General features: G+C 43.9%; 15 protein-coding genes. 3 read left to right on the top strand and 12 right to left on the bottom strand.

Features of this window, described 5'->3' with window-relative positions; all coding sequences use genetic code 11:
- Positions 1-98 precede the first annotated feature (98 nt).
- The 10 genes from AC1DFM_RS02940 to AC1DFM_RS02895 all read right to left on the bottom strand — a co-directional run bounded on the left by AC1DFM_RS02940 (position 99) and on the right by AC1DFM_RS02895 (position 8016).
- Positions 99-488 carry a hypothetical protein gene (locus AC1DFM_RS02940; RefSeq protein ID WP_477075232.1) on the bottom strand — a complete coding sequence of 130 codons (390 nt, stop codon included), beginning with the start codon at positions 486-488 and terminating at the stop codon, positions 99-101.
- Between the two features lie 54 nt (positions 489-542).
- Positions 543-1265 carry a hypothetical protein gene (locus tag AC1DFM_RS02935; protein WP_477075231.1) on the bottom strand — a complete coding sequence of 241 codons (723 nt, stop codon included), beginning with the start codon at positions 1263-1265 and terminating at the stop codon, positions 543-545.
- Positions 1266-1323: 58 nt separating this feature from the next.
- Positions 1324-1947 carry a rhomboid family intramembrane serine protease gene (locus AC1DFM_RS02930; protein WP_477075230.1) on the bottom strand — a complete coding sequence of 208 codons (624 nt, stop codon included), beginning with the start codon at positions 1945-1947 and terminating at the stop codon, positions 1324-1326.
- Between the two features lie 34 nt (positions 1948-1981).
- Positions 1982-2851 (bottom strand): hypothetical protein, encoded by an 870-nt coding sequence (locus tag AC1DFM_RS02925; protein WP_477075229.1) that lies wholly within the window; start codon positions 2849-2851, stop codon positions 1982-1984.
- Positions 2852-2977: 126 nt separating this feature from the next.
- Positions 2978-3136 (bottom strand): hypothetical protein, encoded by a 159-nt coding sequence (locus AC1DFM_RS02920; RefSeq protein WP_477075228.1) that lies wholly within the window; start codon positions 3134-3136, stop codon positions 2978-2980.
- Between the two features lie 10 nt (positions 3137-3146).
- A complete protein-coding gene (locus tag AC1DFM_RS02915; RefSeq protein ID WP_477075227.1) occupies positions 3147-3428 on the bottom strand; it encodes a hypothetical protein in 282 nt (93 codons plus the stop codon).
- Between the two features lie 12 nt (positions 3429-3440).
- Positions 3441-3887: a 50S ribosomal protein L9 gene (rplI, locus tag AC1DFM_RS02910; RefSeq protein WP_291922726.1), complete on the bottom strand. Its 447-nt coding sequence runs from the start codon at positions 3885-3887 to the stop codon at positions 3441-3443.
- A gap of 6 nt (positions 3888-3893) precedes the next feature.
- Positions 3894-4166: a 30S ribosomal protein S18 gene (rpsR, locus tag AC1DFM_RS02905; protein ID WP_106527276.1), complete on the bottom strand. Its 273-nt coding sequence runs from the start codon at positions 4164-4166 to the stop codon at positions 3894-3896.
- 4 nt (positions 4167-4170) lie between these two features.
- Positions 4171-4521 (bottom strand): 30S ribosomal protein S6, encoded by a 351-nt coding sequence (gene rpsF, locus AC1DFM_RS02900; RefSeq protein WP_249207562.1) that lies wholly within the window; start codon positions 4519-4521, stop codon positions 4171-4173.
- Positions 4522-4725: 204 nt separating this feature from the next.
- Positions 4726-8016: an Ig-like domain-containing protein gene (locus tag AC1DFM_RS02895; RefSeq protein ID WP_477075226.1), complete on the bottom strand. Its 3291-nt coding sequence runs from the start codon at positions 8014-8016 to the stop codon at positions 4726-4728.
- A gap of 286 nt (positions 8017-8302) precedes the next feature.
- Here AC1DFM_RS02895 and htpG point away from each other — a divergent pair, with 286 nt between their 5' ends.
- A complete protein-coding gene (htpG, locus tag AC1DFM_RS02890) occupies positions 8303-10135 on the top strand; it encodes a molecular chaperone HtpG (RefSeq protein ID WP_477075225.1) in 1833 nt (610 codons plus the stop codon).
- Positions 10136-10287: 152 nt separating this feature from the next.
- A complete protein-coding gene (locus AC1DFM_RS02885) occupies positions 10288-11049 on the top strand; it encodes a carboxylesterase family protein (protein WP_477075224.1) in 762 nt (253 codons plus the stop codon).
- A 61-nt stretch (positions 11050-11110) separates the two neighbouring features.
- Here AC1DFM_RS02885 and recJ read toward each other — a convergent pair whose 3' ends face one another.
- Both recJ and AC1DFM_RS02875 read right to left on the bottom strand, forming a co-directional pair.
- Entirely contained in the window at positions 11111-12823 is a 1713-nt protein-coding gene (recJ, locus tag AC1DFM_RS02880) for a single-stranded-DNA-specific exonuclease RecJ (RefSeq protein ID WP_477075223.1), read from the bottom strand.
- Positions 12824-12989: 166 nt separating this feature from the next.
- Entirely contained in the window at positions 12990-13955 is a 966-nt protein-coding gene (locus tag AC1DFM_RS02875) for a polyprenyl synthetase family protein (RefSeq protein WP_477075222.1), read from the bottom strand.
- A gap of 314 nt (positions 13956-14269) precedes the next feature.
- Between AC1DFM_RS02875 and AC1DFM_RS02870 the strand changes: the two genes are divergently transcribed.
- The gene (locus tag AC1DFM_RS02870) at positions 14270-15829 is read left to right on the top strand and encodes an OmpA family protein (protein WP_477075221.1); all 1560 of its coding nucleotides are present in this window, start codon (positions 14270-14272) and stop codon (positions 15827-15829) included.
- The last annotated feature ends 41 nt before the right edge of the window (positions 15830-15870 follow it).

The following is a 15870-nucleotide window of genomic DNA, read 5'->3' as shown; positions in this document are numbered from 1 at the left end:
AGCAAAAAGCTATTGAGGCGAATGACCAGCGCGTAAAATTAAATCCGCTTTAGTCATTCGCCTCAATAGCTTTTTGCTTTATGCTTTCTGCTTTCCGCTCAATAATACAATTGTGACAACACATCCGTTTCATCAAACGACTTCGGTTTCAGTCCTAGGTATTCTGTGTATTGTGTCAATGTAAACAATGGTTTTAGTCTTGATTGTAAACCATTTTGTATACTGTTCATTTTGGTGGTATAAGCTTTCTGATTACTTTGTTGTAAGGGCTGCAGGGCTACCTTTTGTCGAAGATATCCGGTTACAATATTCAGTAATTTAGGCTTTTGTATAGCCGTTAATAATAACGATTTATCCAGCTTATTTACAATGGAACTGGCGGTACCTTCTATATTCATGGTAGGCGCCTGAAACAAAGTATTCATAGCCAGTGCGGTATAAGAAAAAAAGCATACCAGCAATAGTCCTGAAGAGAACAGTTTTTTCATGTGCAGCGTGGATTTAGATCTTGGTGATGACTATTTAAATATACTAAATAGTTCTTATTGCATCACCATTTTCACGTACTGAATTTGAGTGTTACCTTCTTCATCAATAGTGATATATTCAGACAGGATGGTTTTATTATTTATCCACTGCACCATGCCCGGGCCCCAGTCGGTGAGACTAGCTTCTCCTACTGGTTTTATCTCATTGTTATCTACAGAAAATAATTGAAATCCATTCGGATCAAAGGCCGCAACGAGATCCATAGAGGCGGTGAGAATATATTTTTTATCCGGTGAAATATACGGCGCGGACCAGGTCATCATAGAATCACCGTTCACGGTGTTTACCAGTTCAAAGGCGCTGCCTTCATAGTAGGTAACAAAAAATCCTTTTCTTTTAATGGTAGGATAATTGGCCGCAAAAGTGTACCCGATATAATCTTCCCCCTCGCTGTTATTGTTGGCCATAATTCGCTGTTTGCCATTGGTAAGCTGAATGGCGAGTTTAGTACCTTGCCTTTTTACCGAAGTATCTTTGGCGAGTACGTCAGTTTCCACAGAATCTGTTGCGGGAAAAGGATATTTATCAAAGTCAGCTTTCTCAATAAAGTAAACGAAGAAAGTTTTATTGCCTAACTGAACAGTGTCGTCCGGAATGTTATGGATAGCTGGAGGGGTGGAATCGTTGGCGGCGGTTGTATTGCCTGCCTGTTTATTCTTGCATCCCACCATCAGTACGGCGGCAGTAAGCAGGAGGAACCATAACTTATTCATCATCTTTTGTCGCATTTATTTAAGTGTACAAATGTAAGTATTTAGATCTTCGGGAAGATGGTTAAACGGATAGTCTTTCTCCATCTGTTTTTGTTAATGTAAAGAAGAGCAGATATCCGAAGAACACGCCACTCAGAAAGCCAGCTAAATGTGCTGCGTTATCCACTCCCTGCGAGATAAAAGCAGCTATTACGTTTAAAGCTATAAATAAGCCGATATAAGCCAGTAATCCCTGTCGTATCTCTCTTGGGAAAAGGGACGTGGTCAGCAGCGCCAGAAATACCCCGAAAATGCCAAAAATGGCCCCCGATGCGCCCACGCCAACTGCACTTTTATGGCACCAGATACTCACATAATCTGATATGATACCTGTAAGCAGGTAAACAATTCCGTAGCGAAGGCTTCGTAACACCGGCTCCAGGAAGAAGCCACCAATGAACAATCCCAGCATATTGGTGACCAGGTGCCATAATCCCGCATGTAAGAACATACTGCTTAATAAGCGCCAGTATTCCTGCCGGCCAATGGTCAGTGGCCAATAGTTGGCGCCGGTATGCAGCAATTGTGCGCCATCTCCAGCCCATATATCCATGCCCGTTATAGTGGTATACAAGAATACCCCGAAGTTTATTCCTATCACCACCAGCGTAACCGGCATTGCTTTGAGTCGGTCAGTGATTTTCATCTCCTAAAAGATAATGAAAAATCACCAATTACGCTTATTCGTAGTGATATTCCATGATAAACTGGGTATCTGTACCCGGTTGGGTAAAACCCTCACTGTGCAGGTGTACCCATGCGCCCAGCGGAAATCCGTTGGCATTGTAGTAATAGGTGTATTGATATAGCGACGAGCGTTCGTATGGGTGGTAATGTGTCTGATAAAGAGGTGTTTCCTTTTCCGTAATCCGTACCAGCGATGGGTTTTTACTACTCAGGTGCAAAAAGGCATTGGAAAGATTACCCACTGGTGTCAGATGAGTGGCTGGAGCCACCGCACAACTAATGAGTAACTGGTTCACAATCGGGCGCATAGGATTAATAGAATCATCCCATTCGTAATGAGCGGTCCGTAAGGTAATCAGGGTATCTTCTTTTTTCCCTGAAAAGCTGTCTACACAAATATCTTTCCGCTTAGCGTCACGCTTACTGTAGTTCCAGCAGATGGCCTGCGTGGAGTCTGAATACTTCATCACTTCCGGCAGTCCTTTGTTCCAGCGGATAGTGGCGGTACGCAACGGCTGTTCGTTGGCATCAAAGTATTTTATTTCGGTAACGTTCCCCTCTTTATCCCAGGCGGTTACCTGTGCGCGTTGCTGTACCTGGTTGGTATCCCGGTTAGCGAGTACCATGGCAGTAATGCGATGCGCTTTGTCGTAAAAGAAGGTACTGACGTTGGTATCATTCGATTGTTCATGATGTACCAGTTCCTGAAGGTTGCCTGCTTCGTCGTAGTGGAAGGTGTATTGCGGGGTATCATCTCCGCGGATACCAATGGTGGTCAGCCGGGGAGCAGCAGCCTTGTATTTATTGGTACTACAGGCGGAAATAGTGATAACAGCAATTAAACAATAAATTACATTTTTCATACTCATGGCGGAATAAGAGTATGAAAATACTAATAAGATTTGAGTTTTTTAGCGGGACAATGTGGGAGTTGATCAAAGCTGGAGATAAGTATAGTATCAATCAGCTGTCCTTTTGGCCTGGAAATATTACAGGAACTTAACGAACTTAAATCCTTTGGGTTCCAATTCGCTTAAGCTTTTTCCACTACGAATATGTTCATGGATTATTTTCTTATCTGCCATTATCTTTTTCAAGATAGCGACAAATTTGGGCTCAGGGGTTGGCAGGCGTTTCTCTGGTTTCATGCTGGTTACATTATGCCTGAAAGGGCTGAACAAACTTAATACCTTTAGCTTTTAATTCGGATAAATCACGGCCATTCGTAATGTAATCATGAATTAATCTCTTGTCCGCTATCATTTTCTTTAAGATGGCAATGATTTTAGGCGCAGGCGTTGATATGTGTTTGGCTTGTTTCATAATAGCATCAAACCTAGCTATATCCCCTTTGTCATTAGTTAACGAAACACAAACATTCTCATTCCGCCACAAAAAAAATCCCGGACTGAATCCAGTCCGGGAAGTTTCTTTTTCCAACAAGTTGGAATATTACTCTGCTACTACTTCGAATTCCAGTTCGGTTTCGTTGCCTTTACCGAAATCGAGGCGAGCTTTGTATGTACCGAGTTCTTTCACGTCATCCAGGATGTGGATGCGGCGACGGTCGATTTCATAACCTTTCTGTTCTTTAATTGCACGAGCAATCTGAACACCAGTTACGCTACCGAAGATCTTACCGGAAGTACCGGTTTTAGCGCCAATTTTAATAGGAGAAGCTTTCAACACTTCCACTACTTTCGCAATTTCAGCTAACAGTTTCTCTTCTTTTACTTTCTGCACTTTCAGGCGCTCCTGAAGTTGCTTCATGTTAGAAGGGCTAGCTTCTACTGCAAATTTCTGAGGAATCAGAAAGTTCCTGGCGTAACCATTTTTTACGTTAACCAGTTCATTCTTCTGACCCAGGTTATCTACGTCTTGTATTAAGATAATTTGCATAACTTCTTACTTTAAAAGGTCAGTAACATAAGGCAATAAAGCCATTTGACGAGCTTTCTTAATAGCCTGGGCTACTTTACGCTGAAATTTCAGGGAGTTACCCGTAATACGACGTGGCAACATCTTGCCTTGGTCGTTCAAAAATTTCTTCAAAAACTCCGCGTCTTTGTAATCTACGTACCTGATGCCCATTTTCTTAAAACGGCAGTATTTCTTCTGACGTTTTTCAGTTTTTACGGCTGTTAAGTACTTAATTTCTTGTTTAGGTTTAACTGCCATAGTTTTAAGCTTCAGTGGTTTTAGATTCAGCATTTACACCATGTCTTTTGCGACCGTTATAAGCAACAGCGTGCTTATCCAGTGCAGTAATCATGTGGCGCAATACATTTTCATCGCGATTCAGCTGGATTTTCAGCTTCTCATTGAGGTCGGATGGCGCATTGTATTCCAGAACAACATACATACCTGTAGTTTTCTTCCGGATAGGATACGCCAGTGATCTTAATCCCCAGGGATTTTCGTGCGTGATTTCTCCGCCGTTGTCTTTAATGACATCAGCGAATTTCTTTTGGGCGGCTTTGTAGTCGTCCTCAGAAAGCACAGGGGTAAAGATCACCATCAATTCGTAGTTCATGTTTCCCTGTTTTAAATGGTTTAATTAAAAAAATTAGGACCGCAAAGATACTGAACTATTCCTTATTTCCACCAGAATACATCGTTATTCGCCAAATATTTGGGGGAGGATGTGTAGTGGTCTAATAATCAGTGTGTTATATTATATAAAAGCCGCCCCGGTGTTCCAGGGCGGCGTCTCGTTTGCATGGTTTTTTCAAAAAGATCAGTGGTTAACGAGAATCTTGCTAACCTGTACCTGGTTACCCGACTGCGACCGCACCCGCAGGAAATAAACACCAGTCGGCAGCTGGTCTATATCTATTGTCTTATAATTCTTCCCCTTCATGAATTCTGCCCGGCGCTGATAACGCACATGCCCCTGCACATCTATCAACTCTACAATAGCAGGGCCTCCCAGTGGCCAGTCTACCCAATACTGTAACTGGCGGCCAAAGATACACCATATAAGTTTCCATAACAGATCTTTATCTAACATAAACACTGACTTTACCGGACTGTACCGGATGCTGCTATCCAACCCCACTATCTTTAACCGGTAAGCTGAGAATCCTAACCACGGCTTCTCATCATAGGTCATATACGCCGATGCCTCCCGGGTACTGCCCTGTGCCGTAATAGTATCCACCGCTTCATACGTCTGGTAATTGCGGGAACGCTCTACCACAAAGTATTTGCTGTTAATTTCATAAGGGGTGCGCCAGTTTAATAACACCTTTCCTCCCTCTGGTTTAGCTGCGAAGTCCAATACTGGCAACGGGTTAGCCAGCACAGGCACACTGTAGCGACTCATCACCGGATAGTGATCCGTGGTGGTAGTGCCATAACTGCCGACCAGCTTCTCCACCTGGGTTTGAATGGCTGCAGATGCTGGTATATAAGCCACACCTACTTCGTTGGACGCCATCACATTGTCGATTACCGACGGATAACTGATCGTAGAACGCCGCCCTGCTAAACTTAATGGCAGCGTTAATGGTTTATAATCAATACTGTCGTTGATAAAGTCAATATAAGAAGTAGTGGTGTCGGGGAGAAGTTCCGTAGTAATGGTTTTAGATAAATCATCATTAAAATCTCCCAACATAATAATATTACTATACGGATACTGCGCATCCAGGGTATCTTTTAATTCTTTCACCCCATCTTTACGGCGATGCCACGACGTAATTTTCTCTGCACTGGTGCCGGTATTGGCTTTTGCATGTATCAGCACAAATTGTATCCGCGCGGAATCATTGTCCAGTTTGGCGGTTGCTTCCATCAGGTAAGGGAAGCGGCCGGACGACCAATTATAATACGCCGTGCTGCTGCCGCCCCTGCGCAATACGCCATAGGTCCTGATTTTGCGGATCACAGCTGTTTTATACACAAACGCCAGCTTCTGCGCACTTACATAATCCACATCAGTAGTACTGTCTGCATAAGATCCAAAATCCGACAATACATAGTCGTATCCCGGCATTTGTTGCACCACTGCACGGAAGCGGGCGGTATCCACTACTTCTGCCAAGGCGAAAATATCGGCGTCCAGTTTTTTAAGTATGGTAGTAACATTGGCCTGCTGTAAACTATCATTGGCGGGGTTTTGTACCGGGCTGCCAAACCATTCTATATTCCAGTTAACAACTTTCAATGAACGCAGCGAAGTACCTGACAAGGTGATATGCTGGTCTGAAAAATTAGTCGCACTAAATGGAAGGGTACCGCTGTAAGCCTGTCCGGTGGCGGTAGGCGCAAATTGCACATATACTTCCTGTGGCCCTGCATTGATATCGGCCTGTGCGAAAGTTACCTGGCTGCTAAAGTTGCTGTTATCGCGTGATACCCTGAAACCGGCCGGGGCACTGATACGCAGGTCGCTGGTGAAGTCGTTGGCCCAGAAACTAACACTTTGTGACGTGGAAGTTTGCCCGGATTTTACGTAGTCAAAATCCAGTGTAGACGGGCTACTGTTCAACGTTGGCGCCGGTGCGGCGGTGGTATCTTTGATGCTGAAATTATCGATCGTCCAGCGGGCGGCCTGTATGGCCGGTCCGGAAGTATACACAAATGCCACATATACATTGCCTTGCCGGAAGGTAGTAAGATTAATACCGGAAGATAATTGCCAGACATCACTGCCTGCCTCCGGAAAACGACCATTGATGGTGGTCCAGGTGGCTTGCCGTGGATCTCCGCTGCCGGTATAGTTGGTAGAAACGCGAAGACTCAGCGGTGCGCCTGCAAAGGCAGTGCGACTGCTAAATTGCAGCAGCGGAAAATGTAATCCTGTCAGATCAAAAGCCGGAGAAATCAGCCAGTCTTCGTTTTCCACAGGTCCGCCGCTATAGCCGTTGATTTGTACGCCGTTGCTGTTATTTTGCCCAAAGGTGGTACAAGCCCAAACCTGTGCTCCGCTTACACTATACTGGGTAAATCCGCCGCTGAGCATACTGCCGCCATTAGGCGTACAGTCGTTAAACGTGTAATTGAGTTCCTGGCTGCCGGTGGTAAAGCTCCATTGTGCTGTATCGTTGATACCCGCAAATCCGTTACCGGAGAGGTCTTTCACCAGGCCGCTGTCAGCTGTAATATAGTAACGACTGTTAGGCCGTAGTATTCTTTTAATGGTGAGTGTATTATTGTTAATGATCACGGCAGCATTAAGGATACTGATACTGTCAATAGCGCCGGTGTTGGTATTGTGCAGTAAAATAAACCCTGCACCTGGTTGTATGTTTTCTGTAAAGGTTATTTTGGGAGATGTAACAGGAGACACGCCTACTGCGGCATTGGCCGGTTCCAGGAGGCTAATAGCCGGTGGGGTGGTATCTCTGCCAGCTCCGTTGACGAGGATATTGTCAATGGCAAAGCCGGGTCTGGAGCCGCCACCACTGATTTGCCGGTTTACCCAGCGAAGTTGTATCAGCGCCTGGTTATTACAGCCCGGTGGCAGTATCACCGTTTTATTCACACTGTTTTGCGGCAGTGTAACGCCTGATCCGGTTTGTGTGGTCGTATCATTTTGATAAGCAGTTTCATTCAGGTTGATGAAACTACCGGTATTGCCTATACGATATTGCACAATGACTTCATTGATTCTCGTGTTGGCGTTTCCGTCGTATGGATTCCTGAGTGTCATGGCGTCGTAAGTCAGCTGTATGTTTTGCTGACCGCTGGTGTTGATGGCCAGTGTCAGTGCATTATCAACGCTGCCGCTGTTCAGGAAGCCCAGTTTGCCCGTATAATTATACACGCCGTTGCCCGTGGAAGATGCGCTGCCATTGGCTATCAGTGGTTTATCGGCGGAGGGCGCTGCGGTGTTGAAATTGCCGGACGGTGCGCCGGCGAGTAGCCATCCCTGCCATCCATCCGGGTAAGTGGTGCCGGCAGCTGGTAAAGCGTCAAAACTCTGCTGGTAGGGCAGTGTTTGCGCGGCCGGGTTTGTTTGTCCGGTTACCTGATGGGCCATGAATAAGCAAATAAACAGTAACGAGAGTAGAGGTTTTTCCATAGTATGTTTTTAAAAATGGGGAGATCAGATTTGGGTTACTTAAATCTACGGAAAACATCTCTTTCCCTGATATGATTTTTTTGTTAATAGTGAAGAAATATAACTATATCATATTTTTATATGAATGATATGGGCTCCTGCCATAATTTGTTACGGGTAAAACCTATCGGCGTATTTATCTCCGGAAAATACATGTTATATAATTATAATTTATTGATTGTCATCTTGTCAGTATCCTTCTACTGGCACACCCTTTGAAAAGTTTATCTCAAAAATCAGATAACCAATGCAAAAAGGTGCAATACGTGTTCAAACAGAGAACATTTTCCCAATTATCAAGAAGTTCCTGTATTCCGATCATGAAATTTTTATCCGCGAGCTGGTAAGTAACGCGGTAGATGCTACCCAGAAGTTAAAGACCCTGGCCAGTGTAGGCGAGTTCAAAGGTGATCTGGGAGATATCTCCATTGATGTAAGAGTAGATAAAGAGAAAAAAACAATCACCATCGCAGATCATGGTATTGGTATGACTGCGGAAGAGGTGGATAAATATATTAACCAGGTGGCTTTTTCAGGGGCGGAGGAGTTTCTGAAAAAGTACAAAGGACAAGAGAGCGGTACCAATATCATCGGACATTTTGGTCTTGGTTTTTACTCTTCTTTCATGGTGAGCAGCAAGGTGGAAATCTTCTCTAAATCCTGGAAAGAAGAGGCAGCCGCTGTTCGTTGGGAATGCGATGGCAGCCCGGAATATGAACTGGAAGAAACCACTAAAGCCGACAGAGGCACTGAAATCGTGATGTACATCAATGAGGAAAGCGAAGAATTCCTGGAAGATGGCCGCATCCGTTCTATTCTCGAGAAGTTCTGTAAATTCCTGCCTGTTCCGGTTACCTTTGAAGGAACACAGATTAACAATACCAATCCTGCCTGGACAAAGAAACCAAGCGAACTCACTACAGAAGATTACCAGAATTTTTACAAAGAGTTATATCCATTCGCGGAAGCGCCTTTATTCTGGATTCACCTGAATGTGGATTATCCGTTTAATTTAACCGGTATCCTCTACTTCCCGAAAATTAACAAGAGCTATGAAATGCAGAAAGATAAAATCAATCTGTATTCCAACCAGGTATATGTAACAGATGAAGTAAAGGATATTGTACCTGAATTTCTCATGTTGCTGCACGGTGTAATTGATAGCCCGGATATTCCGCTGAACGTAAGCCGCAGCTACCTGCAGGGTGATCCGAACGTAAAGAAAATTAACGCACATATCACCAAAAAAGTAGCCGATAAACTGGATGAAATTTTCCGTAACGATCGTGCTTCTTTTGAAGATAAATGGGATTCCATTGGCTTGTTCGTGAAATACGGTATGATGACCGATGACAAGTTCATGGAAAAAGCGAACAAATTCCTGATCATGGAAGATGTGGCCAGTGGTAAATTCTATACCCAGGAAGAATACCGTACCGCTGCAGCTGCGCTGCAAACCAATAAAGAACAGAAGCTGGTAATACTGTATGCTACTAACCCGGTACAACAGGATAGCTACATACAGGCAGCGAAAAATAAAGGTTTCATCGTAGTGAAGATGGAAACGCTGGTAGACGCAGCTTTCATCAACAATATGGAAATGAAATGGGACAATGTTTCCTTTACACGTGTAGATGCGGATATTGCGGATAACCTGATTGATAAAGAAGAAAATACGACTACTGTTTTATCCCAGGAGCAGGAAGGTACATTGAAAGAATTGTTTGGTGCGCAGGTGACACAGCCTAACATCAAGGTAGAAATGAAAGGCCTGAGTGTAGAAGCACAGCCGGTAATTGTGACCCGTCCGGAGCTGATGCGTCGTATGAAAGACATGGCTGCAATGGGCGGCGGTGGCGGAATGAACTGGTATGCCAATATGCCTGATGAAATCAACATGACGGTGAACGCGAATCACCCGGTATACACGCAAATTCTGAAAGAAGGTAATAATGACTTACAGCAGAAGCAAATCAAAAATCTGGCTGATCTGGCGTTATTATCCCAGAACTTATTGACAGGCGCTGATTTGACTGCTTTTGTAAACAGAAGTGTGGAATTGATGCGTGAAAAAAAATAGTGTAACTACACAATAAAAAAGATATTTCGTTTCCTGTTTTTAGTTGTTATTTGCAGCAACCCCGAAGCTGCTGATAAAATAAAGCAGGAGAAAAATATTGTAAAACCTATCCCCCGTCATATGGCGGGGGATTTTTAATTTATAGTAGTTATATGAAAAAAAGAGGAATTAAAATTTTAAACCATGTCTTCGTGTGGAGTACGCTCGCACTTTTTTCCTGTTCTAAAACAGACAACGCTACATCGGTTAAACCGCCGGTAGCCGATAGTTTTGCACCACAAACCACTGGGGTAACCGCCCGGAAAATGTCGGCCCAAACAGGGAATATGACCGACTATCTGTTATATATCCCCGATGGGTATAATGAAAAGAAAGATTACAAATGGCCGGTGGTATTTTTCCTGCACGGGATAGCAGAAATTGGTAACAATGTAAATGTGCTGAAAAATGTAGGCCTGGTGAAAGTGGCAGCAGGAAAGCCTTTTGTAATAGTGGCGCCACAATGTGGTAAGGATTGGTGGAACATCGCTGCGCTGGAAACTTTTTATAAAGAGGTGATGTCCAAATACCATGTAGATCCCAACCGGGTATATTTAACCGGGTTGAGTATGGGAGGTTATGGTACCTGGGATTGGGGAACCGAACATCCGGAACGATTTGCTGCACTGATACCTATTTGTGGTGCCGGCAGTAAATCGCAGATGCCTAAATTGAAAACGATGCCCATCTGGGTTTTTCATTGTGCAGATGATCCTACCGTGAATGTAAGTAATTCACGTACGTTGGTAGATGCGCTAAAAGCTATTGGCAGTAATGTGCAATACACAGAATATCCCAGCGGGGGCCACGATGCCTGGACACGTACTTATGCTAACGCCGACGTATATACGTGGTTGTTAAAGCAACATAAATAGTCGTTTTGTACAGCTGTTTTATTGCGGTATATCTGCGCTGCGTTAAGGCAGCTGTATGAAATTAATTTTTGTATGGCCGGATATCAATGACTTTTAGCTGGAGAGAAGTTTGTCCGTTCCATTCATTTTCGTCGAGTGAAAATACCAGGTCAAACGATTTTTTCTCCGTCAGCAGTGGGAATTTTTCGGCCATATAGAATCCGATGCCGGACATGGTAGGGCCATATCTGCCCTGTTTTACCGAAAATTTGATATGCTCGTCTTTTACAATTTTTGAATAACCGTTGTCTACCAGGTTTCTGGCCAGGAAGACCGGGCGCAGGTTTTCAGGTCCCAGCGGTTCAAATTGTTTGAGGATATTAAAAAATGCGGGGGTGATATCTGCAAACTGAATTTCAGAATCGATCACTATTTCCGGTACCAGCTGGTCCGGACGTATGGTGTTGGCGACCACTTCTTCGAAGCGTTCCTGAAATGCTTTTACATTTTCTGTTTTCAGCGTCATGCCTGCGGCGTAAAAATGGCCGCCATAATTTTCGAGCAGATCTTTACACTGATGAATGGCTTCATATACATTGAAGCCCATTACGGAGCGGGCAGATCCGGCTACCTGTTCATCGTTGGATTGGGTGAGGATGACAGTGGGGCGATAATAATATTTATCGATGAGCCTGGACGCCACAATGCCAACTACGCCCTTATGCCAGTGTGCCTGATATAATACGGTAGATTTCCTTTTGGCAATATCTGCATCATTTTGCAACAGGGAGATGGCTTCCTGAGTAATGGTGTTGTCTATTTCTTTCCGGTCGAAATTATCGGCGTGTAATACCGCAGCAATTGCTGCAGCTTTTTCCACGTCATTTTCAATAAAAAGATTCACTGCTTTTCGGGCATCATCCATTCTGCCGGCGGCATTTACGCGGGGGGCAATCACAAATACCAGGTTGGCGATGGTTAAGTTCTCCTTTAAAGCGCTAAGGGTAATCAGGGCTTTAATACCGGGCAGCGGATCTTCATTTACTTTTACAAGGCCGTGAAAAGCGAGTATCCGGTTTTCACCAGTCATGGGTACAATATCCGCTGCAATGCTGGTTGCCACCAGGTCCAGGAATTTATTGGCGTCGGAAGCAGGTAGTCCTCTTTTTTGTGCAAAGGCGCTGATCAGTTTATATCCAATACCACAACCACTTAATTCTTTATAAGGGTAGGTGCAGTCGGCCTGTTTTGGATTCAAAATGGCTACTGCCGGCGGTAATATGGAATCAGGAAGGTGGTGATCGCAAATAATGAAGTCGATCCCCCATTCTTTGGCCATTGTAATATGATCAATTGATTTAATGCCGCAGTCCAGTGCTATAATCAGGCTGAAATCATTGTCGCGGGCATATTCGATGCCCTGTATAGAAATACCATATCCTTCCCGGTAGCGGTGAGGGATATAAAACTCGATATTATTGTAGAGCTTCTGTAGAAAAGCATACACAGTTGCAACGGCAGTACAGCCGTCTACATCATAATCTCCGTAAATCAGTATTTTTTCATGTTGGAAAAAAGCCAGTTCAATACGGGAAATGGCTTTATCCATGTCTTTCATCAGCCAGGGATCATGAAGATCTTCAAGCGTTGGGCGAAAAAATTGCCGGGCAGCTTCAAAGTTGGTCACATTTCGTTGTACCAGTAGCCGGCATAGCAACGGATGTATACGCAATGATGATTGAAGTAATTGTTCCTGATTTGGTTGATATGCCTTTACTGTCCAGCGTTTTTGCATTAGTTTGTTTTAGTAAGCAAAAAGGGGAAAGCAGTAAGCAAAAGCTTTTGAAGCGGATAATTAAAAGCGAAATCGAAAACTAATATTCGTTCTTGTGATTCGCTTCCCTGGCTTTTTGCTTTCTGCTTTCAGCTCTATCCGCATATTACATTATTTTTTATTCTTTCTAAAATGTTCTGTCGGTGGTGAACCTCACCAGAGATTCCAGCCCGTTTCGTACAGCATTTTCAGGGAATTTATTTAAGATGGTAAGGGCTTCGTCGCGGTATTCAAACATTTTTTGCCGGGTGTAGTCGATACCGCCGGATGATTTCACCAATTGAATGACTTCGGCTACACGGTCCTTATCTGTATTGTGATTTTTTACTATGTTTATAATTTTCCTCCGGGTTTCTGTAGAAGCGTGTTCCAGGGTATAAATGAGTGGGAGGGTCATTTTTTTCTCCCGTATGTCGATGCCGGTTGGTTTACCAATTTTGGCTGAACCATAATCGAACAGGTCATCTTTTATCTGGAAAGCAACGCCTACTTTTTCTCCGAAGAGGCGCATTTGTTCCGTGGTATGTTCATCATTGCTGCTGCTCCATGCACCGGCAGCGCAGGCGGAGGCCAGTAATGACGCCGTTTTGCGGCGGATGATTTCGAAATAAATATCTTCTTTAATATTGAGCTTACGGGTTTTTTCGATCTGCAATAATTCCCCTTCGCTCATTTCCTTCACGGCTTCGGATAAGATTTGTAAGGTGCGGAAGTCGTTATTGTTCAGTGACAGCAGCAGTCCTTTTGACAGGAGGTAGTCGCCTACCAGGACAGCTATTTTATTTTTCCATAAAGCGTTGATAGAGAAGAGGCCCCTGCGTTCATTGGCATCATCTACTACGTCGTCATGCACCAGGGTAGCCGTATGCAGCAATTCTACCAGCGCGGCGGCGCGGTAGGTACTTTCCTGGATATTGTCATTAAAGAGTTTTGCTGATAATAAAACAAACATGGGCCTGATCTGCTTCCCTTTGCGTTTCACAATGTAGTGCATGATCCTGTCCAACAATGGCACATGACTTTTTACTGAATCTGCGAACTTGCTCTCAAAATCCTGTAATTCTTTCCCTATCAGGTGTTTAATATCATCCATGTATTAAATAAAAAAGGATTGCTAAGCTAGGTTTTATAAATCACATTTTAACATTTTGGCCTTTAATTTGTATATGGAGTATAACATTCTTTTAACACGGCTTAAAGTTTCCTTTAACACGGGGTATACATAAGTTTAACTTAACGGGATTTAAGGTATATAAATACTTTCATTTAAGCTCTAATTTTGAAGGACTTATCAATGAAAATAATATTGCAAGAAAAATTTGTATATTCATTTATGATATTTACCTTTGCTAGGTAAAAAACGGGTTATTAGTAAATTTTTAACAGTTTTTAATAAAAAAAACAATTATGGCAAGCAAAAAGTACTTATTACTGGCAGGCGCTGTGGGTTTACTATCAGCATCTTCTAGTTTTGCACAGGTTCAACCAACCGGCTACGATGCTCTGGATAGCACCAAAGTGTCTAGCAAGCGTATGGTACAACAAAATAACTTCACGAACCACCAATCAAATTTCCCGGCTAAACCGAGAGATATGTGGGAACTGGGTTTAAGTGGTGGTTTACACGTGATTGACGGAACTGTTCCCGCTCAACCAGGTTTCGGTGGTGGTATCTCCCTGAGAAAAGCACTGGGTCATACCTTCTCCCTGAGAGCTGAGTACATCGGTTCTATCGATAAAGGCCAGGACTACAAACTGCGTCCAAACATGTCCGCAGGTCAGCCTAATGACCCTTGGAAAACAACTGCTGCAGTTCCTGGTAACCACGGCATGATTGTTCCAAACTACAAATCTCAGAACCACCAGCTGTCTTTGGACGTACTGGCTTCTCTGAGCAACATCCTGTTCTACAGAGCTGAACCTAAAGTTAACTGGTACTTACTGGCTGGTTACTCTATTGTAATGGCTGACGTTGACGTGGATGCATTGGATGCAAACGGTAAAGGTTATGACTACTCCAGCATCAACTTTGGCGCAAAACGTAGCGACATCCGCAAACAACTGAACAACCTGAGAGATAAGAAGTATGAGCAAAATGCTCCTTCTCAGGGTAACAGAATTGCTATCGGTCGTAAGGATGACAACCAGTTACTCCGTCACGCACTGGATCTCGGTACTGGTGTAGCGTTCAAAGTTTCTAAACGCTTCAACATCGGCCTGGAAGAAAAAATCACTATGCCGTTTGACGCATACCTGGATGGATATCCTGGTCCAGGCGGTGCTACCAAAGATTTCTATTCTTACACCAGCTTACGTCTGAACTTCAACCTGGGTAACTCTTCTAAACGCGTACAGCCATTATGGTGGATCAACCCACTGGAATATGCTTACAGCGAGCTGAGCAACCCACGTCACATGAAGATCCCTGCTCCAATTCTGCCTGATGCTGATGGAGATGGCGTAACTGACCAATTCGATCGCGAACCTAACACCCCAGCAGGTGCACCAGTTGATTCTCACGGTGTAGCTAAAGATACTGATGGTGATGGCGTTCCTGATTACAAAGACAAACAACTGATCACTCCAACTTACTGCCAACCAGTTGATGCTGATGGCGTTGGTAAATGCCCAGATCCAGAATGCTGCAAACAGCCACATGCTGCTCCTTGTGCTTCCCTGGTTCTGCCTAGCGTTTCCTTCAAAGGTAGCTCTACCAAAGTTGGTAAAGATCAAGAAGCTATCCTGGCTTCTGTTGCTTCCAGCCTGAAAGCTAATCCTTCTTGCAACGTACTGGTTACTGGCCACGCAGGTGCAAAAGGTAAGAAAGGTGGTGTTGACCTGAGCAGCCGTCGTGTTGATTCAGTTATCGACTACCTGGCTGACAAACAAGGAATCGACCGCGGTCGTTTCATCAAACAAAACACTCCTGGTGAGTCTGGCACTGTTGACTTAGCTCCAGCTAACTAATCAGTATCACTCATTAAGATGATAACTAAAAAAAATCCTCT

Source organism: Chitinophaga sp. 05T412 (assembly GCF_056396465.1).
This window is presented reverse-complemented; position numbering and strand designations above follow the sequence as displayed.

Bases quoted from the DNA above. Each gene is read 5' to 3' on its own strand.
- AC1DFM_RS02940 (WP_477075232.1), bottom strand. From the start codon at position 488: ATGAAAAAACTGTTCTCTTCAGGACTATTGCTGGTATGCTTTTTTTCT.
- AC1DFM_RS02935 (WP_477075231.1), bottom strand. From the start codon at position 1,265: ATGATGAATAAGTTATGGTTCCTCCTGCTTACTGCCGCCGTACTGATG.
- AC1DFM_RS02930 (WP_477075230.1), bottom strand. From the start codon at position 1,947: ATGAAAATCACTGACCGACTCAAAGCAATGCCGGTTACGCTGGTGGTG.
- AC1DFM_RS02925 (WP_477075229.1), bottom strand. From the start codon at position 2,851: ATGAAAAATGTAATTTATTGTTTAATTGCTGTTATCACTATTTCCGCC.
- AC1DFM_RS02920 (WP_477075228.1), bottom strand. From the start codon at position 3,136: ATGAAACCAGAGAAACGCCTGCCAACCCCTGAGCCCAAATTTGTCGCT.
- rplI (WP_291922726.1), bottom strand. From the start codon at position 3,887: ATGCAAATTATCTTAATACAAGACGTAGATAACCTGGGTCAGAAGAAT.
- rpsR (WP_106527276.1), bottom strand. From the start codon at position 4,166: ATGGCAGTTAAACCTAAACAAGAAATTAAGTACTTAACAGCCGTAAAA.
- rpsF (WP_249207562.1), bottom strand. From the start codon at position 4,521: ATGAACTACGAATTGATGGTGATCTTTACCCCTGTGCTTTCTGAGGAC.
- AC1DFM_RS02895 (WP_477075226.1), bottom strand. From the start codon at position 8,016: ATGGAAAAACCTCTACTCTCGTTACTGTTTATTTGCTTATTCATGGCC.
- htpG (WP_477075225.1), top strand. From the start codon at position 8,303: ATGCAAAAAGGTGCAATACGTGTTCAAACAGAGAACATTTTCCCAATT.
- AC1DFM_RS02885 (WP_477075224.1), top strand. From the start codon at position 10,288: ATGAAAAAAAGAGGAATTAAAATTTTAAACCATGTCTTCGTGTGGAGT.
- recJ (WP_477075223.1), bottom strand. From the start codon at position 12,823: ATGCAAAAACGCTGGACAGTAAAGGCATATCAACCAAATCAGGAACAA.
- AC1DFM_RS02875 (WP_477075222.1), bottom strand. From the start codon at position 13,955: ATGGATGATATTAAACACCTGATAGGGAAAGAATTACAGGATTTTGAG.
- AC1DFM_RS02870 (WP_477075221.1), top strand. From the start codon at position 14,270: ATGGCAAGCAAAAAGTACTTATTACTGGCAGGCGCTGTGGGTTTACTA.